General features: G+C 65.6%; 22 protein-coding genes. 8 read left to right on the top strand and 14 right to left on the bottom strand.

What is annotated here, in order from left to right; translation table 11 throughout:
• The first annotated feature begins 4 nt into the window (after positions 1-4).
• Positions 5-871 carry a type II secretion system protein N gene (gene gspN / locus EC845_RS10225; protein WP_158615665.1) on the top strand — a complete coding sequence of 289 codons (867 nt, stop codon included), beginning with the start codon at positions 5-7 and terminating at the stop codon, positions 869-871.
• 114 nt (positions 872-985) lie between these two features.
• On the opposite strand, the gene EC845_RS10220 is transcribed toward gspN, so the two are convergent.
• The 9 genes from EC845_RS10220 to ppsA all read right to left on the bottom strand — a co-directional run bounded on the left by EC845_RS10220 (position 986) and on the right by ppsA (position 9,546).
• Positions 986-1,663: a rhombosortase gene (locus EC845_RS10220; protein WP_123297785.1), complete on the bottom strand. Its 678-nt coding sequence runs from the start codon at positions 1,661-1,663 to the stop codon at positions 986-988.
• Complete coding sequence (gene dnaB, locus EC845_RS10215) at positions 1,653-3,056, bottom strand: replicative DNA helicase (RefSeq protein WP_123297783.1); 1,404 nt, start codon at positions 3,054-3,056, stop codon at positions 1,653-1,655. The genes EC845_RS10220 and dnaB overlap by 11 nt, the downstream gene beginning before the upstream one ends.
• 146 nt (positions 3,057-3,202) lie before the next feature.
• On the bottom strand, positions 3,203-3,655 hold the full coding sequence (gene rplI / locus EC845_RS10210; RefSeq protein ID WP_123297782.1) for a 50S ribosomal protein L9: 453 nt from the start codon (positions 3,653-3,655) through the stop codon (positions 3,203-3,205).
• Between the two features lie 12 nt (positions 3,656-3,667).
• On the bottom strand, positions 3,668-3,949 hold the full coding sequence (rpsR, locus tag EC845_RS10205) for a 30S ribosomal protein S18 (protein WP_123297781.1): 282 nt from the start codon (positions 3,947-3,949) through the stop codon (positions 3,668-3,670).
• A 17-nt stretch (positions 3,950-3,966) separates the two neighbouring features.
• Positions 3,967-4,254 carry a primosomal replication protein N gene (gene priB / locus EC845_RS10200; RefSeq protein ID WP_123297780.1) on the bottom strand — a complete coding sequence of 96 codons (288 nt, stop codon included), beginning with the start codon at positions 4,252-4,254 and terminating at the stop codon, positions 3,967-3,969.
• A 41-nt stretch (positions 4,255-4,295) separates the two neighbouring features.
• A complete protein-coding gene (gene rpsF / locus EC845_RS10195) occupies positions 4,296-4,661 on the bottom strand; it encodes a 30S ribosomal protein S6 (protein ID WP_123297779.1) in 366 nt (121 codons plus the stop codon).
• A 68-nt stretch (positions 4,662-4,729) separates the two neighbouring features.
• Positions 4,730-6,832, bottom strand: a complete 2,103-nt coding sequence (locus EC845_RS10190; protein WP_123297777.1) for a VC_2705 family sodium/solute symporter — start codon at positions 6,830-6,832, stop codon at positions 4,730-4,732.
• Entirely contained in the window at positions 6,813-7,031 is a 219-nt protein-coding gene (locus EC845_RS10185) for a sodium/substrate symporter small subunit (protein ID WP_123297775.1), read from the bottom strand. Before EC845_RS10185 ends, EC845_RS10190 begins: the two co-directional genes overlap by 20 nt.
• A 112-nt stretch (positions 7,032-7,143) precedes the next feature.
• Positions 7,144-9,546, bottom strand: a complete 2,403-nt coding sequence (ppsA, locus tag EC845_RS10180; protein ID WP_123297773.1) for a phosphoenolpyruvate synthase — start codon at positions 9,544-9,546, stop codon at positions 7,144-7,146.
• 345 nt (positions 9,547-9,891) lie between these two features.
• On the opposite strand from ppsA, the gene EC845_RS10175 reads away from it, so the two are divergent.
• The 5 genes from EC845_RS10175 to EC845_RS10155 all read left to right on the top strand — a co-directional run bounded on the left by EC845_RS10175 (position 9,892) and on the right by EC845_RS10155 (position 13,219).
• Complete coding sequence (locus EC845_RS10175) at positions 9,892-10,722, top strand: pyruvate, water dikinase regulatory protein (protein ID WP_123297771.1); 831 nt, start codon at positions 9,892-9,894, stop codon at positions 10,720-10,722.
• 276 nt (positions 10,723-10,998) lie between these two features.
• Complete coding sequence (locus tag EC845_RS10170) at positions 10,999-11,262, top strand: bacterioferritin-associated ferredoxin (RefSeq protein ID WP_123297770.1); 264 nt, start codon at positions 10,999-11,001, stop codon at positions 11,260-11,262.
• A gap of 111 nt (positions 11,263-11,373) precedes the next feature.
• Positions 11,374-12,072 (top strand): energy transducer TonB, encoded by a 699-nt coding sequence (locus tag EC845_RS10165; protein WP_123297768.1) that lies wholly within the window; start codon positions 11,374-11,376, stop codon positions 12,070-12,072.
• A 7-nt stretch (positions 12,073-12,079) separates the two neighbouring features.
• Positions 12,080-12,802 (top strand): MotA/TolQ/ExbB proton channel family protein, encoded by a 723-nt coding sequence (locus EC845_RS10160; RefSeq protein WP_123297766.1) that lies wholly within the window; start codon positions 12,080-12,082, stop codon positions 12,800-12,802.
• A gap of 3 nt (positions 12,803-12,805) precedes the next feature.
• Positions 12,806-13,219 carry a biopolymer transporter ExbD gene (locus EC845_RS10155; RefSeq protein ID WP_123297764.1) on the top strand — a complete coding sequence of 138 codons (414 nt, stop codon included), beginning with the start codon at positions 12,806-12,808 and terminating at the stop codon, positions 13,217-13,219.
• 141 nt (positions 13,220-13,360) lie between these two features.
• On the opposite strand, the gene EC845_RS10150 is transcribed toward EC845_RS10155, so the two are convergent.
• Positions 13,361-14,143: a transporter substrate-binding domain-containing protein gene (locus EC845_RS10150; protein WP_123297762.1), complete on the bottom strand. Its 783-nt coding sequence runs from the start codon at positions 14,141-14,143 to the stop codon at positions 13,361-13,363.
• 253 nt (positions 14,144-14,396) lie between these two features.
• Between EC845_RS10150 and hemP the strand changes: the two genes are divergently transcribed.
• Positions 14,397-14,600: a hemin uptake protein HemP gene (gene hemP, locus EC845_RS10145; protein WP_123297760.1), complete on the top strand. Its 204-nt coding sequence runs from the start codon at positions 14,397-14,399 to the stop codon at positions 14,598-14,600.
• Between the two features lie 253 nt (positions 14,601-14,853).
• Here the strand turns inward: hemP and EC845_RS10140 are convergent, their stop codons facing one another.
• The 4 genes from EC845_RS10140 to EC845_RS10125 form a co-directional block, all read right to left on the bottom strand.
• Entirely contained in the window at positions 14,854-15,261 is a 408-nt protein-coding gene (locus EC845_RS10140) for a heme-binding protein (RefSeq protein ID WP_123297758.1), read from the bottom strand.
• 140 nt (positions 15,262-15,401) lie between these two features.
• The gene (locus EC845_RS10135; RefSeq protein ID WP_123297756.1) at positions 15,402-16,763 is read right to left on the bottom strand and encodes a 3-deoxy-D-manno-octulosonic acid transferase; all 1,362 of its coding nucleotides are present in this window, start codon (positions 16,761-16,763) and stop codon (positions 15,402-15,404) included.
• Entirely contained in the window at positions 16,750-17,850 is a 1,101-nt protein-coding gene (locus EC845_RS10130) for a glycosyltransferase family 4 protein (protein WP_233598006.1), read from the bottom strand. The genes EC845_RS10135 and EC845_RS10130 overlap by 14 nt, the downstream gene beginning before the upstream one ends.
• On the bottom strand, positions 17,847-19,241 hold the full coding sequence (locus EC845_RS10125; RefSeq protein WP_123297754.1) for a phosphomannomutase/phosphoglucomutase: 1,395 nt from the start codon (positions 19,239-19,241) through the stop codon (positions 17,847-17,849). Before EC845_RS10125 ends, EC845_RS10130 begins: the two co-directional genes overlap by 4 nt.
• 312 nt (positions 19,242-19,553) lie before the next feature.
• Here EC845_RS10125 and EC845_RS10120 point away from each other — a divergent pair, with 312 nt between their 5' ends.
• The gene (locus EC845_RS10120; protein ID WP_123297752.1) at positions 19,554-20,456 is read left to right on the top strand and encodes a DMT family transporter; all 903 of its coding nucleotides are present in this window, start codon (positions 19,554-19,556) and stop codon (positions 20,454-20,456) included.
• The last annotated feature ends 16 nt before the right edge of the window (positions 20,457-20,472 follow it).

Here is a 20,472-nt window from a genome sequence, read left to right as displayed (position 1 = left end):
GCCGATGGCCCTGCGTTCACGTTCATCCGCGCCCGCCGCCTCGAAAACCGCCCGCGTCAGGCGTACACGCGGCCTGCGGATCTGGCCCTATGCCGCCACCGGCCTGGTGGTCGGCGGCCTGATCACCCTGGTGAGCCAGTTCCCGGCCGCCTGGGCCGCGCAGTGGATCACCTCCGGTACCGACGGACGCGTCAAGTTGCTCGATGCTCGCGGCACGATCTGGCGCGGCTCGGCCGTGCTGGGCGTAGGCGGTGGCGCCGGCAGCCGGGACGCCCGCATGCTGCCCGGCCGCCTGTCGTGGAACCTGCAGACCGCCCGATGGCCGGACAGCTACCGCCCGGCCCTGCGCCTGGCACTCGATCATGCCTGCTGCCTGCAACGGCCGGCCGAGGTGCTGCTGAGCCCGGCCTGGGGTGGCGGCGCCTTCACCCTGAAGGACCTCGACCTGCATGTGCCCGCCAGCGTGCTCGAAGGGCTGGGCACGCCCTGGAACACGATGGCGCTCGACGGTGCGTTGTCGCTGACGGTCGCTCAATGGGGCGGGAGTTTCAGCGAAGGGCGTTTTGCACAGCAGGGCAAGGCCAGGTTGCAGCTCACCTCGCTGACCTCGCGGGTGACCACGGTGAAGCCCGTGGGCAGCTATCGGGTCACGTTCGATGCCGGCGACGGCGAGCGCCCTGGCCCGTTGCGTTTCACGCTCGAGACCCTGCAGGGCGCACTCCAGCTGTCCGGCCAGGGCGAACTGGCCGGCAACGGCTGGCGCTTCAACGGCGAAGCCGGCACCGAGCCCAGGCACCGCGCCGCGCTGGCCAACGTGCTCAACCTGATCGGAACCCGCAACGGCCCGATCATCTTCCGCATCCGGCCCTAGCCAGCCGCTCCGGCGGCAGACACGGAACGGCAAGCAGGCCACGGGCGCCTCGCGTGGCGCGCCCAGCGTGTGCCTTGCGCTGCATCGCCCAAGGCGGGGCCGGACGGCCCGATTTCAGCGCCTGCCCAGCCGCCGCCACAGCGCCAGCACGGCCAGCCAGGCCAGTGCGGTCGCGACGCCGTACACATGGGCCGCGCCCACGATGGCGCCACCGATCATGCGCTCTTCGGAGGCCATGGGCCCGGCGATCTGCTGCCAGGCCATCCAGGCCAACACCAGCGCCAACGCACCCGCCATCCAGGGATCACGCCGCTGCGGCCACAACACCAGCACCAGCAGACCGTACAGCACGCCCGAGAAACCGACGTAATGTCCGATTCCGGGGGAAAAAAGCCACAGCCCGCCGCTCACGCCGGCCATCAGCAGGATCAGCACGCCCAGCGCGCTCCACACGCTGTCCAGGCCCGCCGATGCAGAGGCCGAGGGCCCGGTGGCCACGCTGCCCAGCGTCCGCTCGCCCCTGCTGTGGCCGGCCTGCGTTGCAAGGCTCAGGCACAGTGCCAGTCCGACCAGGTTGAGCGCCGCATGCACCCATCCCAGATGCACGAGGTGGGCCGTGACGATGCGCCACCACTCGCCGTCGGCCAGCGCCGCACGCTCGTAGCGCAAGGCCAGCCGCCAGCGGTCTCCGCCCAGGCAGGCCACGGCGAACACGGCGCATGCCGATCCCAGAGCCAGCCACTTGCAGCCGGTCCCGAAGAACCGGGCCGCACGCGGCGGCTCAGAAATCATCGCCACCCATGCCGGCCGCCAGATTTTCGAACTTGGTCAGCGGCTTCAGGAACGCCAGCTTGACGGTGCCCGTCGGGCCGTTCCGCTGCTTGCCGATGATGACCTCGGCCACACCCGGCTCCTTGCTGTCCTTGTTGTAGTAGTCGTCGCGGTAGATGAACATGATCACGTCCGCATCCTGCTCGATGGCGCCGGATTCGCGCAAGTCGCTCATCATGGGGCGCTTGTCGGTGCGCTGCTCGACCGAACGGTTGAGCTGCGACAGCGCGATCACCGGACATTGCAGCTCCTTGGCCAGCATCTTCAGGCCCCGCGAGATCTCGCCCAGCTCGGTGGCACGGTTGTCGCCGCCCCCGCCCGACGAACCGCTCATGAGCTGCAGATAATCGACCACGATGAGGCCGAGCTTGCCGCACTGGCGCGCCAGGCGCCTGGCATTGGCTCGCAGTTCGCTGGGGGTGAGGCCCGGTGTTTCGTCGATGTGCAAGGACACCGCCCGCAGTTTCTCGATGGCCTCGGTCAGGCGCGGCCATTCGTCGTCGGTCAGCTTGCCCGTGCGCAGATGGCCCTGGTCGACGCGGCCGATCGAGCCGACGATACGAATCGCCAACTGGGCCGCCCCCATTTCCATGGAGAACACGGCCACCGGCAGGCCTTCGTTGAGCGCCACGTTTTCGGCGATGTTGATGGCCAGCGAGGTCTTGCCCATCGAGGGCCGCGCCGCCAGCACGATCAGGTCGCCGGCCTGCATGCCCGAGGTCATGCGATCGAAGTCGTAGAAGCCCGTCGGCACCCCGGTGATGTCGTGCGGGTTGTCGGACATCTCGGTGACCCGGTCGATCAGGTCGGTGACCAGCGAAGACATGGGCTGGAAGCCCTGCTTCATGCGGGAACCTTCTTCGCCGATGGCAAAGATCTTCTGCTCGGCCTCGTCGAGGATCTGCGCCACCTTGCGCTCGCCCCGGTTGAAGACGCTGGTCGATATTTCGTCGCTTACGCCCACCAGCTTGCGCAGGATGGAGCGCTCGCGCACGATTTCCGCATAACGCCGGATGTTGGTCGCGCTGGGCACGTATTGCGCGAGCGCATTCAGGTAGGCCAGGCCGCCGATTTCCTCGGCCTTGCCCAGCGCCTGCAACTGTTCGTAGACGGTGATGACGTCGGCCGGCTTGCTTTCGTTGATGAGCTTGCCCACCACGCCGTAGACCAGCCGGTGTTCGTAGCGGTAGAAGTCGCCGTCGCTGAGCAGGTCGCCCACCCGATCCCAGGCCCCGTTGTCGAGCAGCAGGCCGCCCAGTACGCTCGATTCGGCCTCGGTGGAATGGGGGGGCGTGCGCAACTGCTCGACTTGGCGGTCGGGCTGGTCATCGGCGGAAGTCAGGACAGCGGACATAGATACTCAGGTAGTTCCCGACGGGACAGGAAAGGCAGACAGACGGTCGAGGAAAGCAAAAGCGGTATTTTGCCAGCCCGAAGCAGAAAGCAAAAAAGCCGCCCGAGGGCGGCTTTTCGCGTGGACACGGAAAACCGTGTCGCGACTCAGGCGGTTTCGCCGTAGACCGTCACGGTCACGTCCACTGCCACGTCGGTGTGCAGGGAAACGCTCACGGTGGTGTCGCCGATAGTCTTGATGGGACCGTTGGGCAGGCGCACTTGCGACTTGGCAACAGCGTGACCTTGCTTGGTCAGCTCTTCGGCCACGTCGGCGTTGGTCACCGAACCGAACAGACGGCCATCCACACCGGCCTTTTGCGTCAGCTTGACGACAAAACCGCTGAGGGTTTCGCCTTGAGCCTGAGCAGCAGCCAGCTTTTCAGCGGCGGCCTTTTCCAGGTCGGCACGGCGAGCTTCGAACTCGGCCTTGGCAGAGGCGGTGGCACGGCGTGCACGGCCGGTGGGGATCAGGAAGTTACGTGCGTAACCGTCCTTCACCTTGACGATCTCACCCAGATTGCCCAGGTTCACGACTTTGTCGAGCAGAATGATTTGCATGGTTCGTGCTCCTTAGATCTTGTGCTGGTCCGTGTAGGGAACCAGGGCCAGGAAGCGTGCGCGCTTGATGGCGGTGTTGAGCTGACGCTGATAGATGGCGCGCGTGCCGGTCAGGCGGGCGGGCACGATCTTGCCGTTTTCGCCGATGAAGTCACGCAGGGTGTCGACATCCTTGTAGTCGATTTCTTCGACGCCGGCGACGGTGAAGCGGCAGAAGCGCTTGCGCTTGAACAGCAGGGATTGCGTGTTGCGCTTGGGGCGCTTGTCTTTGTTGAAACGTTTCGGTCCGGGCATGATGGGACTCCTGAAAATTAAGCTTGTTCGATGTGCTGGATATGAAGCAGCAGGCCTTTGCCATTGCGGGTGTTGCTTAGAAAACCAGTGAATTGCCAACGGCTGCCGACTGGCTGCCGTGTCAGTTTCTCGGCCATCGAGCCAAAGGCCACGGCCTTGAGCTCGAACTTGACTCGACGAAGCTGACCTGCTTCCCTGACTTCGGACTCGTGTTCGAGCCGGATGTCGAGGGCGGGCAAACCGGCCGGTGTGTAACGCAAGGCGGCAACTTCAGCCACCACTGCCACGAGGGCCAGATGATTCACTTGACTTCGATGGGTTTTCTGCAACCAGCCGCACAGGGCGATCAGGCGCTGGCTTGCTCCTGCTGGGACTTGCGGGCTTCTTCGCGCTCGACGGCCTTGAGCATGGAGGAAGCGCCGGTTTCGGCCTTCTTCTTCAGCACGGTCAGGTGGCGCAGCACGGCGTCGTTGAACTTGAACGCGTGTTCCAGTTCACCCAGCACAGCCTGGTCGATCTCGATGTTGACCAGCAGGTAGTGCGCCTTGTTGAGCTTGTTGATCTGGTAAGCCAGTTGACGACGGCCCCAGTCTTCCACGCGGTGGATCTTGCCGCCGCCCGTGGTAACCATGCTCTTGTAACGTTCCAGCATGGCAGGAACTTGCTCGCTTTGATCCGGGTGGATCAGCAAGATGATCTCGTAATGACGCATATTTACTCCTTGTGAGTCTGAAGCCACCCACTGCGTCTGTTAGTGGTGTGGCAAGGGAAAGCCGACGATTATAGCGTGGCTGCCGGCATCTGGCCAGCCGACCGTTTTCCCTGCTCCGTCACCAGGCTCACCAGCACCGTCACGATCACCCCCGCGGGCACCCCGAACACCCCCGCAGAGATCGGCTGTATGCCCCACCACAGCCCGGTGAACGAGGGCGCCAGACCCTGCATCCAGGCCGATGCCAGCAGCATGTAGCCCAGGGTCACCACCATGCCCGCGAGCATGCCGGCCACGGCACCGGCCCGCGTGGCGCCGCGCCAGAAGATGCCGAGCACCATGGCGGGCACAAAGATCGCGGCCGCGAGCGAAAAAGAGGCCGAGACCAGGTACAGGATGTCCGCCGCCCGCTGCGCCGCCGCATAGGCGGCCAGCAGAGCGACCAGAAGCAAGGCGAACTTGGACAGCATCACCCGGCTCATGGCCGAGGCCTTGGAGTCGACTTCGCGGAAGTACGTGTCGTGTGCCAGGGCATTGCCGATCGACAGCAGCAGCCCGTCGGCCGTCGACAGCGCCGCCGCCAGCCCGCCTGCGGCCACCAGGCCCGATATCACGTAAGGCATGCCGCCCAGCTCGGGCATCAGCAGCATCAGCACGTCGGCTCCCATGCGGATCTCGTTGAACTGCACGCGCCCGTCGCCGTTGATGTCGGTCACCGACAGCAGGGTCGGGTCGATGCGCATCCACTGCGTGATCCAGGCCGGCAGATCGGAAAACGCATGGCCGACCAGTTGTTCGAGCACCTCGTAGCGCACCATCACGGCCAGCGCGGGCGCACTGACGTAGATCAGGCCGATGAACAGCAGTGTCCAGGCCACGGACTGGCGCGCCTGGGCCACGCTGGGCGTGGTGTAGTAACGCACCAGCAGATGGGGCATGCCCATCGTGCCCAGCATCAGGCAGAAGATGAGCGCCATGTAGTTCAGCCGTGAACGCTCGAAGCGCTCCTGCTCAGGCTCATCGCCTTCCGGGTCGCCCGCATAGGCCTGTCCCCAGAGCACTCCGCTTTCGACCGGGGCCGCACGCGCCCGGTTTTCTTGCAGCGAGGCCGACCAGCGCCGCCGGGCATCGGCTTCGTCGCGCGGCACCTCGGCCAGATCCCGTCCGGCCGCAAACACCGCGTCGGCACTGGCCCCCCGGTCCATCAGGTGCTGCAGCCGCTCCTGCGCCAGCCGGCGTTCCTCGGCCAGCGCCAGAGGGACATTGGCCAGCTTGCGCTCGTCTTCCTGTGCGCGCCGCAGGTACTCGGCCTGAACCGCCTGCTCGGCCGGGTCGTGCTGCAGCGCGCGTTCGCGGCTGTCGATCTGGCTCACCAGTTGGCCGTAGGCCACGGGTGCCAGCGGCGAGCCGAGCTGCTTGTAGGCCAGCCACGAGATGGGAATGAGGAAGGCCAGCAGCATCACGGCGTACTGCGCCACCTGCGTCCATGTGATGGCCCTCATGCCGCCCAGGAACGAGCACACCAGCACGCCGCCCAGCCCGAGCAGAATGCCGATCTCGAAACGCACCCCGGTGAGGCGCGAGGTCACCAGTCCGACGCCGTAGATCTGCGCCACGACATAGGTGAAGGAGCACAGCACCACCGCCACCACGGCCACGCGCCGCGGCCATTGCCCGCCATAACGCACACCGAAGAAATCGGGCAGGGTATAGAGCTTCATGCGCCGCAGGTAGGGCGCCACGAGGATGGCCACCAGCACGAAGCCGGCGCTCCAGCCCATGATGTAGGCCAGCCCGCTGGGCAGACCGTCGCTGCCGCCGTAGCCGTAGAGGTAGATGCCGCCGGCCAGGCTGATGAAGGATGCGGCACTCACCCAGTCGGAGGCGGCCGCCATGCCGTTGTAGAAAGCCGGGATGCGCCGGCCGGCCACGTAGTATTCCTCGGGATCGGAGGTGCGGTTGTACACCCCGATCGCCGCATACAACCCGATGGTGACGAGCAGGAAGATCGCACCGATCCAGTTGCGCGACAGACCTCGTGCTTCGCCCCATCCCAGCAGCCAGACAAAAGCGGCGAAAGACAACAGGAACAGCAGCAGCCAACGGTGCAGGTGCCACAGATAACGGCGTGCGTCTGCGGCCTGCGCCGCGTCAATCCGCTTCGGTTTCATCGTCGAAGCGGCCGATCAGCCACACCGAAAGCGCACACAGTGCGATGGAAAACAGGATGCTGCCCTGCGCCGCCCACCACAGGTAGAACGGCCAGCCCCGGACGACGAAATCGAGGTCGCGCGCAAACCACGGCACCGCCCAGGCGCCCGCCATCCACAGCGCCAGCAGCCCGAGCCTCGCGGCAGTCAAAGAACGCATGCATGCCCTCCACGGTGCAGCCCCGTCATGAAAAAAGGTGCCATGACTTGCATCATGGCACCTTGCGCCGGGCCTGCGGCCTAGGATTTAGCCGGAATCAGGCTGCGATTGGTCAGGCCGTCTTGACGGCAGCCAGTTGCTGCCAGGTATCGATCACCGAGTCGGGGTTGAGCGAAATCGAGGCGATGCCCTCGGCCGCCAGCCACAAGGCGAAGTCGGGGTGATCGCTGGGGCCCTGGCCGCAGATGCCCACATACTTGCCCTGCTTCTTGCAGGCTTCGATGGCACGGCTGAGCAGCACCTTGACGGCCGGATCGCGTTCGTCGAAATCGGCGGCCAGCAGTTCCAGGCCGGAATCGCGATCGAGGCCCAGCGTGAGCTGGGTCAGGTCATTGGAGCCGATCGAGAAACCGTCGAAGAACTGCAGGAACTCGTCGGCCAGGATGGCGTTGGACGGCACTTCGCACATCATGATGTGGCGCAGGCCGTTGCTGCCGCGCGCCAGACCGTGCTCGGCCAGCAGCTTGGTGACCTTTTCGGCCTGGCCCAGCGTGCGCACGAAGGGCACCATGATCTCGACGTTGGTCAGGCCCATCTCGTCACGCACACGCTTGATGGCCTGGCACTCCATGGCGAACGCTTCGCTGAACTCGCTGCTCACGTAACGCGCGGCACCGCGGAAGCCCAGCATCGGGTTCTCTTCTTCCGGCTCGTAGCGGCTGCCGCCGATCAGCTTGCGGTATTCGTTGCTCTTGAAGTCGGACAGGCGAACGATGACGGGCTTGGGCCAGAAGGCGGCCGCGATGGTGGCCACGCCTTCGGCGACCTTGTCGACATAGAACGCACGGGGCGAGGCATGGCCGCGCGCCACCGATTCGACGGCCTTCTTCAGGTCGGCATCGACATTGGGATAGTCGAGGATGGCCTTGGGGTGGACGCCGATGTTGTTGTTGATGATGAACTCGAGGCGCGCCAGGCCCACGCCGCCGTTGGGCAGTTGCGCGAAGTCGAACGCCAGTTGGGGGTTGCCCACGTTCATCATGATCTTGGTGTCGATCTCGGGCATGGCACCGCGCTTGACCTCGGTGACCTCGGTCTCGAGCAGGCCGTCGTAGATGCGGCCGGTGTCGCCCTCGGCGCAGCTCACGGTGACCAGCGTGCCGTCCTTGAGGCGGTCGGTGGCGTCGCCGCAGCCGACCACGGCCGGGATGCCGAGTTCACGCGCGATGATCGCCGCGTGGCAGGTACGGCCGCCGCGGTTGGTGACGATGGCGCTGGCGCGCTTCATCACCGGTTCCCAGTTGGGATCGGTCATGTCGGTGACCAGCACGTCGCCGGCCTGGACCTTGTCCATCTCGGAAATCGAGCTGACCAGGCGCACGGGGCCGGTTCCGATCTTCTGACCGATGGCGCGGCCTTCGGCCAGCACGGTGCCTTCGCCCTTGAGCTTGTAGCGCATCTCGGCCTTGCCGGCGGACTGGCTCTTCACGGTCTCGGGACGGGCCTGCAGGATGTAGAGCTCGCCGTCGGTGCCGTCCTTGCCCCATTCGATGTCCATCGGGCGGCCATAGTGTTCCTCGATCACCAGGGCATAACGGGCCAGTTGCTGGACTTCGTCGTCGGTCAGCGAGTAGCGGTTGCGCAGTTCGGCCGGCACGTCGGTGGTCTTGACCAGCTTGCCGCTGGCAGCCTTTTCCTCGGGCGAGGCGAACACCATCTGGATCAGCTTGCTGCCCAGATTGCGGCGGATCACCGACTGGTTGCCGGCAGCCAGCATGGGCTTGTGCACATAGAACTCGTCGGGGTTGACGGCGCCCTGCACCACGGTCTCGCCCAGGCCGTAGCTGGAGGTGATGAAGACCACCTGGTCGAAACCCGACTCGGTGTCGATCGTGAACATCACGCCTGCGGCGCCGAGGTCGGAGCGGACCATGCGCTGCACGCCGGCCGACAGGGCCACCACGTCATGGGCAAAGCCCTTGTGCACGCGGTAGGAAATCGCGCGGTCGTTGTAGAGCGACGCGAACACTTCCTTCATCTTGTGCAGCACGTCCTCGATGCCCACCACGTTCAGGAAGGTTTCCTGCTGGCCGGCAAACGAGGCGTCGGGCAGATCTTCTGCCGTGGCGGACGACCGCACGGCGAAGCTGGCCTGGTCGTTGCTTGCGCTGAGTTCGGCAAACGAGGTGCGGATGGCGGCCTCGAGGTCGGCCGGGAAGGGCTGGGCTTCGACCCAGCCGCGGATCTCGGCACCGGCCGCAGCCAGGGCACGGACGTCTTCCACATCGAGGGCGGCGAGCTTCTTGCTGATGCGTTCGTACAGGCCTTCGAATTTCAGGAACTCACGGAAGGCGTGGGCGGTCGTGGCAAAACCCGTGGGGACACGCACGCCCTGGGGCAACTGCGAGATCATTTCGCCCAGACTGGCGTTCTTGCCGCCGACGACTTCCACGTCGGTCATGCGAAGAGCCTCGAAAGGGATGACCAGGGCGGTCTCTTCAAAACGTTGGGACATGACTAAAGCTCCATAAAGTAAAAACCTGCATGGCGCCTGGCACCCCTCGGGGCATGGGCCAGGAGCCGGAAAGCGTGCGCTGCCGCGGTCGTCCGTCCGATGCTTGCTTCTGGTTCTTCATCGACCAGCCGGACACCCCGTCAGCACACGTCTCCCCTCATTCTTTTCGGCATGCAGCCGGATCCTGCCGGAACCGACTGGCACGCCATCCCGCAATCTATCCCAAATAGAAGGTGCGCGCCGGGAAGTGAACGTCAGATAATAAGCACTGATCCATCACAACCCGGTCATCTTGCGATTGTAGGCCAGCCCCAGGCGGCCAGCCGCCCCCACCCGAAGGACCCCATGTCGAACCGCACAGTCTTCTATGTTTCCGATGGCACAGGCATCACCGCCGAGACGTTCGGCACCGCCATCCTCAACCAGTTCGAAGTCAATGTTCGCCAGGTCAGGCTGCCGTTCACCGACACCGTGGACAAGGCCCATCAGGTGGTGCGGCAGATCAACCACACCGCGGTGATCGAGGGCAAGAAGCCCATCGTGTTCACCACGCTGGTCAACCGCGACATCATCGATGTGCTGCAGGCCGGCTGCAAAGGCATGCTGCTCGATACCTTCGGCACCTTCATCGCGCCGCTGGAACAGGAGCTGGGACTCAAGTCCAACCACCGGGTGGGCCGCTTCACGGACATCTCCCAGAGCAAGGCCTACAACGCCCGGATCGAGGCAATCAACTTCTCGCTCGAACACGACGACGGCCAGACCCACAAGGACCTCGACTCGGCCGATGTCATCCTGGTGGGCGTGAGCCGCAGCGGCAAGACCCCGACCTCGCTGTACCTGGCGATGCAGCACGGCATGAAAGCCGCCAACTACCCGCTGATTCCCGACGACTTCGAGCGCCGCCAGTTGCCGCCCGCCTTGGTGCCCCATCGCAAGAAGATCTTCGGCCTGACGATCGATCCGCTGCGACTCTCCGAGATCCGCAACGAACGCCGGCCCGATTCACGCTACGCCTCGCTGCAGAACTGCCGTTACGAAGTCTCGGAGGCCGAGGCCATGATGCGGCGCGCCGGCGTGCGCTGGCTGTCGACCACCACCAAGTCCATCGAAGAGATCGCCACCACGATCCTGCAGGAAATTAAGCCCGAACGCCTGGGCATCACCAACTTCTGAGGCCTGGCGGACACACGGGTCCCGCCCAATCGGCCCTGCATTCCGGCCTGCAGGAAGGTCCGGATATGGGAGCACGCAATGCCTGCCCCCTGGTCGTGCAGACCGATATGCCCCTGGGCGCTCGCAGGCAAGAGCCAGGGAAAGCGCGCTCCGTGACGGCAGCGGGAACATCCCCACACATGGGAAGACCATTGAAAATACGATGAATTCGTATTTATAATGCGGCGCAACACTGATTCGTCAACAGCAAGCCCTCCCCCTGTTCCGCGGCCCGCCATGATCATCTGCATTTGCAATCGCGTTTCCGATCGAGAGATCACCCGTTGCGCCCGCGGTGGCATGGCCTTTGAAGACATCCAGCTGGAACTGGGCGTCGCTACGCAGTGCGGTCAATGCGAAGACAGCGCCCGTGGCATCCATGCCCGTTGCGCGACCGAGCATACGATCGCATTCATTCAAAACAGCGCGGCATGCGGGTCTGCCAGCCACCAACCGAAGGACTCGTCATGGAATTCATCGGAGCCCTGGGTGGCAGCCTGATTCTGGTTCTGGGATCGATCTGGTGGATTTTTCACGGCTGAGCCGTCCAGAGCGGTCCCGCCCAACCCGTGCCTGTCAGCCGCAAGTCGGCGGGTGCCATTTTTCCGCTACATGCCCAAGTCGTATTCGCACAGCTCCCGCAACACCGTCATCGCTGGCTCGGTCGTGGCTCTGCACGTCGCCGTGCTCTGGGCCTTCCAATCCGGTCTGCTGCAACGCGCCATCGAAGTGGTGGTCCCGGCGGAAATCATTGCCGAGTTCGTGACGGCTCCGGTACCGCAGGCGCCGCCCGCACCACCGCCGCCGAAACCCGAACCGCCCAAGCCCGAGCCGCCGAAACCGAAGCCCACGCCGCCGCGTCCGGCGCCGCCCAAACCCGCGCCGGTCCCCGTGGTGCGCGATACCACGCCGTCGCCGAACGCCATCGAGGTCGCGCCGACACCGCCGGCCCCGCCTTCACCGCCGGCCCCGCCGCCCGCCCCTTCGGCCCCGGCTCCGGCACCACCCGGTCCGCCCCCGCCGCCGGCCATCGTCATGCCGTCGAGCGATGCGGCCTACCTGAACAACCCTCGCCCCGCCTATCCCAGCATGAGCCGTCGCCTGGGTGAACAGGGCACGGTGATGCTGCGGGTCTTCATCGGCGCCGACGGCTTGCCCAAGGAAGCCGAGATCCGCACGTCGAGCGGCTACGACAGGCTGGACCAGACCGCCCTCAACACCGTCATGCGCTGGCGCTTCACGCCAGGCAAGCGCAATGGCGCCGTCGAACCTATGTGGGTCAATGTCCCCATCAATTTTGTAATGGAGTAATAGCATCATGGATTTTCAGTTTGGCCTGGCCCACGTTTGGAATCAAGGTGACATCGTCATCAAGGCAACGGCCGTGCTGCTGCTTGTCATGTCGCTGGCCTCCTGGATGGTGATCATCGTCAAGGCGCTGGATCTGCGCCGCTACCGCAAGCAGGCCCACGTGGCCATCAATGCGTTCTGGCACAGCGCCGACTTCGCCGAAGGCGTGGACAAGCTCGACAAGGACCCGGGCAACCCCTTCCGCAACCTCGCGCTCGAAGGCCGCGAAGCCGTCGCCCACCATCGCAACACCCAGCCTCAGTTGCACGACACGCTCGACCTGAGCGACTGGACCACCCGTACGCTGCGCAACGGCGTCGACGAAGCCACGGCGCGCATGCAGGCCGGCCTGGCCGTGCTGGCCTCGGTCGGCTCGACCGCCCCCTTCATCGGCCTGTTCGGTACCGTGTGGGGCATCTACCATGCCCTGATGAGCATCAGTGCGGCAGGCCAGGCCACGATCGACCGCGTCGCCGGTCCCATCGGCGAGGCCCTGATCATGACGGCCCTGGGTCTGGCGGTTGCCATTCCCGCCGTGCTGGGCTACAACGCGCTGGTGCGCGGCAACAAGGCGGTGCTCAACCAGCTCAATCGTTTTGCACACGACCTGCACGCCTACTTCGTGACCGGCGCCCGTGTGAACAACACCGATGCGGCCGGCGCCACCATCGTGAAGATCAAGAAGGGTTGAGCCATGGCTTTCGGCACTCAGGACGACAGCGACGAGGTCATGAACGAGATCAACATGACGCCGCTGGTCGACGTCATGCTGGTCCTGCTCATCGTCTTCATCATCACCGTTCCGGTGATGAAGCATGCGGTCAACGTGGAACTCCCACGGGCCAGCAACGTGCGGGAAGAAATCAAGCCCGAGACCGTGCGCGTCAGCGTGGACAGCAAGGGCGACTACTACTGGAACGAGGACAAGGTGGACGACACCACGCTGTTCAACCGCCTCGAGTCCATCGCCCATCAGGAGCCCCAGCCCGATCTGCACATCCGCGGCGACAAGGACGTGCGATACGAGCGTGTGGCACAGGCCATGGCTGCCGCCCAGCAGGCCGGCATCAAGAAGATCGGCTTCATCACCGAACCCAACGCCAAGTGACACGGCCTGGGGCCACGGGCACCTCGCCCGGCCCCGGCCCCGGCCCCGTTCCCCGGCTTGCAGCGACGTCAGCCGTGCGTGCGGAAGGAATCGACAGAAAAGCGCCCCTGGGGCGCTTTTTTTACGGCCGCAGCAGGGGCTTCATTTCAGCCAGTGCGTGGCGGCTTCCTGCAGGCCGCCGCGCTTGTCGACGAGGTCCCAGGTGAACGACATCACGCGCGTGTAGTCGGCATCGTCGGCCGGCATCATGAAGCCCAGGTAGCTCTTGGGCGTCAGGGGTGCATCCACGAACTGCGCGGCCAGACGGCTATCGGCCTTGCTGTAGTGCAGCGCTTCGTAGGTCTCGGTGATCATCACGTCGCCCTGGCCGGCGGCGATGAGGCCGGGGATCTCGGCATTCTTGTCGTGGGTGCTGACCTGGGCCTGCTTGAGATTGGCCAGCACGAACGCCTCGTTGGTGCCACCGGGGTTCTTGATCACGCGCACTTCGGGCCGATTGAGATCGTCGACGGTCTGGTACTTGGCACGTTCGGCAGAGCGCACGAGCGCGACCTTGCCGAAAGGGGCGTAGCCCGGCAGCATCTCGACCTTGCGCAGGCGCGTGACGTTGCGGGTGATGCCCCCCACCGCGATGTCGAACTTGTCGGCCTGCAGATCGGCCATCAGATTGGGCCACGAGGTCTGTACGTACTGAATGGAGACGCCCAGTTCCTTGGCCATTTTTTCGATGACCTCGATGTCGTGGCCTTCGAAGCCGGTATCGGTCTTCATGGCAAAGGGCCGGTAGTCGCCCGGCGTGCCGACCCTCAGGGTCTTGGTGTCGAGCACATGGTCGAGCCGGGGGCCGGCCCAGGCCTGCGACATCACGGCCACGGCGGCCAGCGCACCGAGTGCGCAACGGGTAAGACGGATGGAGAACTTCATGATCGCAAAAGAGTGCAAAAGACCGGCGCCCGCGGGATGGGGGGACGGTCGGACCACCAGATATCCTGGCCCGGAAGCTGAGCAATAACCGGACCAACCGGCCGCGCAAAGCGGTCCCATCGCGCGTGCAGCCATCCGATCGCAGCCTGCATCGTGGACTTCACCCGCTTTACACAAAAAATTACATTTACCCGCCCGATTCCGCTTGACCTTCTACTGCAAATCATTATCATTTGTCGTCAGGAGATTGATCATGCACAGCACCTATTCCTTGTCGACCGCGAACGCACACGACACCGCGTCCCTGCACCGCACCGACAGCCACGACGTCCCGGCCCATGTTGCCGTCGACAGCGCCGATCTGTTGCAAGGACAGAAAGCCGTCCAGATTCATCACAACGGATCGGTCTACCGCCTGCAAGCCACCAAGCTGGGCAAACTGATCCTGACCAAATAAACCCGGTTTCATCGTGGGGCGACTCCAGAGGACATGATGTTCTCGAAGGGTCGTTTTTGCTAGCCAAGGATTCTGTTCACTAGCCAAGCTTTTTTTCCCCACTCGTCTGCCTGACCGCCCTGCCCTGCAGGACGGCTCGCCCAGCAAAAAGCCGACCCGAGGGTCGGCTTTTTGCTGGGTACACGGCCTGGGGAAGCCAGCGTCGCGGGCACCGAGGCAGGCGGCTCGTGCAGGCTGCCTCTGCCGGCGAGGATCAGAGACCCAGGGCGGCGATGCCGGCCTTGCCGATCTGCACGTCTTCGGTCGACTTCACGCCGCTGACGCCGATGGCACCGATGACCTGGCCGTCCTTGAGGATGGGCACGCCGCCTTCGAGCATGCCCTTGAGCGCCGGGGCGCTGAGGAAGGACGTACGGCCCTGGTTGATCACGTCTTCGTAACCCTTGGACTCGCGGCGGCCCCAGGCTGCGGTCTGGGCCTTGGCCGGTGCGATCTGGGCCGAGATGGGCGCGGCACCGTCCAGGCGCTGCAGCCACAGCAGGTGGCCGCCGTCGTCGACGATGGCGATCGACACGGCCCAGTTGTTCTTCAGCGCTTCGGCTTCGGCTGCAGCGGCAATGGTCTTGACGTCGGCAAGTTCGAGTACGGCTTTCGATTTCATGAAAAAGTCTTTCGGATCGGTTCGCCCGGGGGACGAGAGGATGGTGGAAAAAAACGCTGGGGAAACGGCAAGCATACATGCCGCAGCGGTTCATCGACGCCAGTTCACGGGTGAAACGGCCCCACCTGGAACGGGGGCAATCACAGGGGCAGCAGGCTCGCCAGTTCACGGACGGTGGCAGACACCGCACCGCGCCGATGCTGGGCGAAATCTTGGCTCGCCGCACGCATGGCCTGGAGGCCGGCGGGTTGTTCAAGGACCAGTTCGCGGACCCGATCCAGCGCCTGCGCCAGATCTGCCACACGCCGCGCGGCACCGGCGGATTCGGCCAACTGCGCGGCCTCGGCGAAATTGAAGGTGTGCGGCCCCATGACGACGGGACATGCACAAGCCGCCGCCTCGATCAGATTCTGCCCGCCCAGGGGCTCGAAGCTGCCCCCCAGCAGGGCCAGATCGGCCAGGCCGTAGTAGAGCGCCATCTCGCCCAGGGTATCGCCCAGCCAAAGCACCGGCCGGCGCACCGAGGCGGTGGCCGCCGTGCCTGCGGGGCCTCGAGCATCGTCCCAGCCACTGCGTACCGACACGTGCCATCCGGCCTGTTCCGCCAGCACACGCACGGCGTCGAAGCGCTGGGGGTGGCGCGGCACGATCATCCACTGCACCGCATCGACCCAGGTACCCGCTTCGCGCAGGGCCGCGAGCCGGGCCAGCAGGGCCTGTTCCTCGCCTTCGCGCGAGCTGGCCAGCATCACGACCGGCTTGTCCAGCCCGGCACGCCAGCGCGCGGCCTTCTCGAGCTGCGGCATCGACGGACGGGCGTCGTATTTGAGGTTGCCCGTGACGACCACATCGACGCCGCCCGCCAGGCGCAGCCGTGCGGCGTCTTCGTCGCTCTGGGCCAGGATGCGGGTGAAGCCGGCATAGGCAGGCGCCATCAAGGCCGGCCAACGCTGGGCGCCTCGCAGGGATTTGTCGTTGAGCCGAGCATTGACCAGCACAGCGGGCACACCGGCGGTGCGGCAAGCCGCCATGAGATTCGGCCAGACCTCGGTTTCCATGACGAGGCCCAGGTCGGGTCGGGCGGCCTGCACAAAACGGCCGACGCAAGCTGGCGTGTCCCATGGCAGCCAGAGCTGCAGGTCGCCCTCGCGCATCAGCCGCTGCCCTTCGGCGCGGCCGGTCGCCGTGCTGTGGGTGAGCAGCAACTGCACGCCCGGCCAGCGCTCGCGCAAGGCCGGCACCAGAATGGCGGCGGCCCGGGTCTCGCCCAGCGACACGGCATGGATCCAGAGACGCGGCGCACCGGCACGCCTGGCGAGCGCTGCCCGCATCTCGGCGTCGTAGCGGCCGAACCGCTCGTCTATGCGCATCAGATAACCGGGCTCGGCCTGACCGCGACGGCGCAGCTTGCGGCGCAGCAAGGGCTGCACCAGCCAGGTCAGGACGCTGTAGAAGCGGCGTGACAGGCTTTGACTCGGCAGGGGACGATCACCGGGCGCCATGCCAGAGTCGTTCGTAGACCCGGCCAATGCCGCTGGCCTCGTCCTGCAGGGCAAACGAACCCGCGACCCGCTCGCGGGCCCGCTGGCCCATGGCCACGGCGTGTTCAGGCGTCTGCAACACCTCACACACGGCCTGCGCCGTCGCCGCAGCGTCGCCCGTCGGCACCAGTTGTCCCTGCACGCCGGGTTCGATCAGGGCTTCGAAGGCACCGGTGCGCGAACACACCAACGCACAGCCGCTGGCACCGGCCTCGAAGGGCGTGAGGCCAAAGGGTTCGTAGCGGGGGCAGGCCACGCAGACCAGGCAGCGTTGATACCACAGGTGAATGTCGCCCATGGGCACTTCGCCCAGGAAGATCACGCGGTCGGTCAGACCGGCCGCGGCGATGCGCGCCTTCAACTCGTCCTGGTAAGCCTGGTGCCGGGGCTGGCAGAGTCCGGCGATCACGGCCGTTGCGCCCGGCAGAGCCGGAAGCGCTTCGATCATGGCATCGACGAAGACGTCCGTCCCCTTGTCGTGCCGCACGCGGCCAAACACACCGATGCCGTAGCGTCCGGGCAGGCCGCTCTCGGCCCAGGCCTGGAACTTGTCGGCCGGCGGAGAAAACCGGTGCAGCGCGATGCCGTGCGGCACCACCGCCGTGGTGTTGGGCACAAAAGCCGCCGCACGGCTGGTCGTGCTGATCACGGCATCCATGCGCGAGATGAGGCCGCGCACGAACGCGCCATGGCGATGCTGGGCCGCAGAGGTGAAGACCAGGCGGATCGGCAAGCGCAACACATCGCGCGCAAACAGACCGGCCATCATCTCCGGATCGCGGCGCACATGCCAGATCCTGAACTCCCGGCCGGCCGGCGGTCTGCGCGATACGCGCACGGCCTGGGCCAGGCTCATGCCCTCCACGCCATTGGGCAGGGTATTGCCGCAATAGCCCAGTTGCCACTGCTGCATCTGCAGCGGCACCAGTGCATTGACCGTCGCCGACACGCCGGAGAACCGGCGCTTGAGATTGAAGACGATCACTTCGGGATCGTGGCTCAGGCGGGGCGCGACCACAGGGGCGCGCCGCTCCTCTTCAGTGATCAATGCGCTGCCTCGCCGATCTTGGCATCGGCCTTGACCTGGCGCAGCAGGGTCAGCATGTCGTTCTCGATGCGGTGCAGCGCCTCTTCGGTGTGGCCTTCGAAACGCAGCACCAGCACGGGGGTGGTGTTGGACGAGCGCACCAGACCGAAGCCATCGGGCCAGTCCACACGCAAGCCGTCGATGTCGTTGATCTTGGCCGGCGCGGCAAACGGTGCGTAGCCCGAGGCCAGCTTCTGCAGCTCGGCCACGACCTGGGGTGCTTCGCCTTCGGCGGTGGCGACATTCAGTTCGGGCGTGCTGAAGCTGGTGGGCAGCGCGTTGAGCACGGCCGAGGGATCGTCGTGGCGGCTGACGATTTCCAGCAGGCGGGCGCCGGCGTAGGTGCCGTCATCGAAACCGTACCAGCGTTCCTTGAAGAAGATGTGGCCGCTCATCTCGCCGCCCAGAGGGGCATGCACTTCCTTCATCTTGGCCTTGACCAGGCTGTGGCCGGTCTTGAACATCAAAGGCTTGCCGCCCGCCGCCTCGATGGCGGGAGCCAGGCGCTGGGAGCACTTGACGTCGAAGAGGATGGTCGAGCCGGGTTCGCGGCTGAGCACGTCCTGGGCGAACAGGATGAGCTGGCGGTCGGGGTAGATGGTCTGACCGTCCTTGGTGACGATGCCCAGGCGGTCGCCGTCGCCGTCGAAGGCCAGGCCCAGCTCGGCATCGGTGTCCTTCAGCGCCTGGATGACGTCCTTGAGGTTGTCGGGCTTGCTGGGATCGGGATGATGGTTGGGGAAGTCGCCGTCGACTTCGCTGAAGAGTTCGATGACCTCGCAGCCCAGGGCACGGAAGATGGCCGGAGCGGAAGCACCGGCGATGCCGTTGCCCGAGTCGACCACGATCTTGACCGGACGGGCGAGCTTGATGCCGTCGACGATACGCTGGCGATAGGTATCCTGGACATCGACGTGCTCGACCGAGCCGCCGTCGACCAGTTTCCAGGATTCGGCCTCGATGATGCGGCGCAGGTTCTGGATGTCGTCGCCATAGATGGCGCGGCCGGCCAGGACCATCTTGAAGCCGTTGTAGTCCTTGGGGTTGTGGCTGCCGGTGACCTGGATGCCGCTGGAGGCCAGCGTGCTGGCGCCGAAGTACACCTGCGGCGTGGTCACACGGCCGATGTCGACGACCTGGATGCCGGCGGCCACGAGACCGCGGATGAGACCCGCGCTGAGCGAGGGGCCGCTGAGGCGGCCGTCGCGCCCCACGACCACCTTCTTTTCTCCCTCGGCCAGGGCGACCGTGCCGAAGGCCTTGCCGAGCGCCTCGGCGACCTGCTCGTCGAGGGTGGAGGGGACCACGCCCCGCACGTCATAGGCTTTGAAGATGGAGGGACTGACTTGCACGGAAAAATCCTTCGTTGGTGAAAACCGGCCAGGGGGCCGGCGAATAGTGTGCAGCGGGCCACCACAGGCTGGCCGGTGGCATGCACCGATGTTCCGGGCATTGTAGGGCGGGCAGGCCAGCGCCTGACCGTCGTTCCATGCCGCTCCAGCGAATATAGCGGCAGGGCCGTGACAACTGCCATCTAACACTTTGGTGTTCATGCAGGCCGAGGCCGCGACTTCGTGACGGACGGATTCGGAGTATCGTGCTGGCCTGCCTCGAGCCGGGCGGCCATCGTGGCGTCCGGCGTCAGTCGCGCCTGAACTGTCCGCATGAAAACCTGGTCGCTCGAATACCTGCTGCTGTCCGCCGTCTGGGGCACCTCCTTCCTGTTCATGCAGGGGGCGGTGCATGATTTCGGCGTCGTGCCGACCGCCGCCATGCGGGTCGCCATCGCCGCTCTCACCCTCTTGCCCTGGCTGTTCCTGCGCGGCCAGGCCGGTGCCCTGAAGCGTCACTGGAAGGCCATCGCGCTGGCCGGCCTCATCAATCCCACCATTCCCTTCGTGGTCTATGCCTTTGCCCTGCAGTCGCTGACCACCGGATTGGCCGCCATCCTCAACGCCACGACGCCGCTGTTCGGAGCCCTGATTGCCTGGCTCTGGCTGCGCGAGCGACTCAGCCGCGCGCGCGTGCTGGGCCTGCTCATCGGATTCGCCGGCGTGGTCGCTCTGGCCTGGGACAAGCTGGGTGGCTCGGGCGACACAGGCACCGGCCTGGCCGTGCTGGTCTGCCTGCTGGCCCCCCTGATGTATGGCGTGGGGGCATGCTTCACGCAGCGCTATCTGCGCCAGGTGCCCAGTCTGCCGGTTGCCGCGGGCAGCCTGCTGTCGAGCACGGCCCTGCTGGCTTTGCCTGCTGCCTGGAGCTGGCCGGCAACATGGCCCGGTGCACACGCCTGGACCTCGGTGGTCGCCGTGGGCGTGCTGTGCACCGGCTTTGCCTATGTGATTTTTTTCCGGCTGATCGACCAGATCGGCTCGGCCCGCACGCTGACGGTGACCTTCCTGATCCCGGTCTTCGCCATCCTGGCCGGCGTGATCTGGCTGGACGAGTCCATCACGGCCCGCATGGTGATCTGCGGCCTCGTGATTCTGGCCGGCACCACCCTGTCGACCGGCCTGCTCAAGCTCGGCTGGCTGGAGCGGCCGCAACAGCCGCGCGGCCAGGCCTGAAACGGCGGCCGCGGCC

It is taken from the genome of Comamonas sp. BIGb0124, assembly GCF_003752175.1.
Classification (GTDB): Bacteria; Pseudomonadota; Gammaproteobacteria; order Burkholderiales; family Burkholderiaceae_C; genus Comamonas_F.
Note: the sequence above shows the minus strand (reverse complement) of the source record. Positions and strands in the feature narration are given on the sequence as shown.

Coding starts and splice junctions, on each gene's coding strand:
- dnaB (WP_123297783.1), bottom strand. CDS start 3,056: ATGTCCGCTGTCCTGACTTCCGCCGATGACCAGCCCGACCGCCAAGTC.
- rplI (WP_123297782.1), bottom strand. CDS start 3,655: ATGCAAATCATTCTGCTCGACAAAGTCGTGAACCTGGGCAATCTGGGT.
- EC845_RS10140 (WP_123297758.1), bottom strand. CDS start 15,261: ATGAAATCGAAAGCCGTACTCGAACTTGCCGACGTCAAGACCATTGCC.
- gspN (WP_158615665.1), top strand. CDS start 5: ATGGCCCTGCGTTCACGTTCATCCGCGCCCGCCGCCTCGAAAACCGCC.
- rpsR (WP_123297781.1), bottom strand. CDS start 3,949: ATGCCCGGACCGAAACGTTTCAACAAAGACAAGCGCCCCAAGCGCAAC.
- EC845_RS10190 (WP_123297777.1), bottom strand. CDS start 6,832: ATGAAACCGAAGCGGATTGACGCGGCGCAGGCCGCAGACGCACGCCGT.
- EC845_RS10135 (WP_123297756.1), bottom strand. CDS start 16,763: ATGGCGCCCGGTGATCGTCCCCTGCCGAGTCAAAGCCTGTCACGCCGC.
- EC845_RS10120 (WP_123297752.1), top strand. CDS start 19,554: ATGAAAACCTGGTCGCTCGAATACCTGCTGCTGTCCGCCGTCTGGGGC.
- hemP (WP_123297760.1), top strand. CDS start 14,397: ATGCACAGCACCTATTCCTTGTCGACCGCGAACGCACACGACACCGCG.
- ppsA (WP_123297773.1), bottom strand. CDS start 9,546: ATGTCCCAACGTTTTGAAGAGACCGCCCTGGTCATCCCTTTCGAGGCT.
- EC845_RS10165 (WP_123297768.1), top strand. CDS start 11,374: ATGCCCAAGTCGTATTCGCACAGCTCCCGCAACACCGTCATCGCTGGC.
- EC845_RS10175 (WP_123297771.1), top strand. CDS start 9,892: ATGTCGAACCGCACAGTCTTCTATGTTTCCGATGGCACAGGCATCACC.
- EC845_RS10150 (WP_123297762.1), bottom strand. CDS start 14,143: ATGAAGTTCTCCATCCGTCTTACCCGTTGCGCACTCGGTGCGCTGGCC.
- EC845_RS10170 (WP_123297770.1), top strand. CDS start 10,999: ATGATCATCTGCATTTGCAATCGCGTTTCCGATCGAGAGATCACCCGT.
- EC845_RS10155 (WP_123297764.1), top strand. CDS start 12,806: ATGGCTTTCGGCACTCAGGACGACAGCGACGAGGTCATGAACGAGATC.
- EC845_RS10160 (WP_123297766.1), top strand. CDS start 12,080: ATGGATTTTCAGTTTGGCCTGGCCCACGTTTGGAATCAAGGTGACATC.
- rpsF (WP_123297779.1), bottom strand. CDS start 4,661: ATGCGTCATTACGAGATCATCTTGCTGATCCACCCGGATCAAAGCGAG.
- EC845_RS10185 (WP_123297775.1), bottom strand. CDS start 7,031: ATGCGTTCTTTGACTGCCGCGAGGCTCGGGCTGCTGGCGCTGTGGATG.
- EC845_RS10220 (WP_123297785.1), bottom strand. CDS start 1,663: ATGATTTCTGAGCCGCCGCGTGCGGCCCGGTTCTTCGGGACCGGCTGC.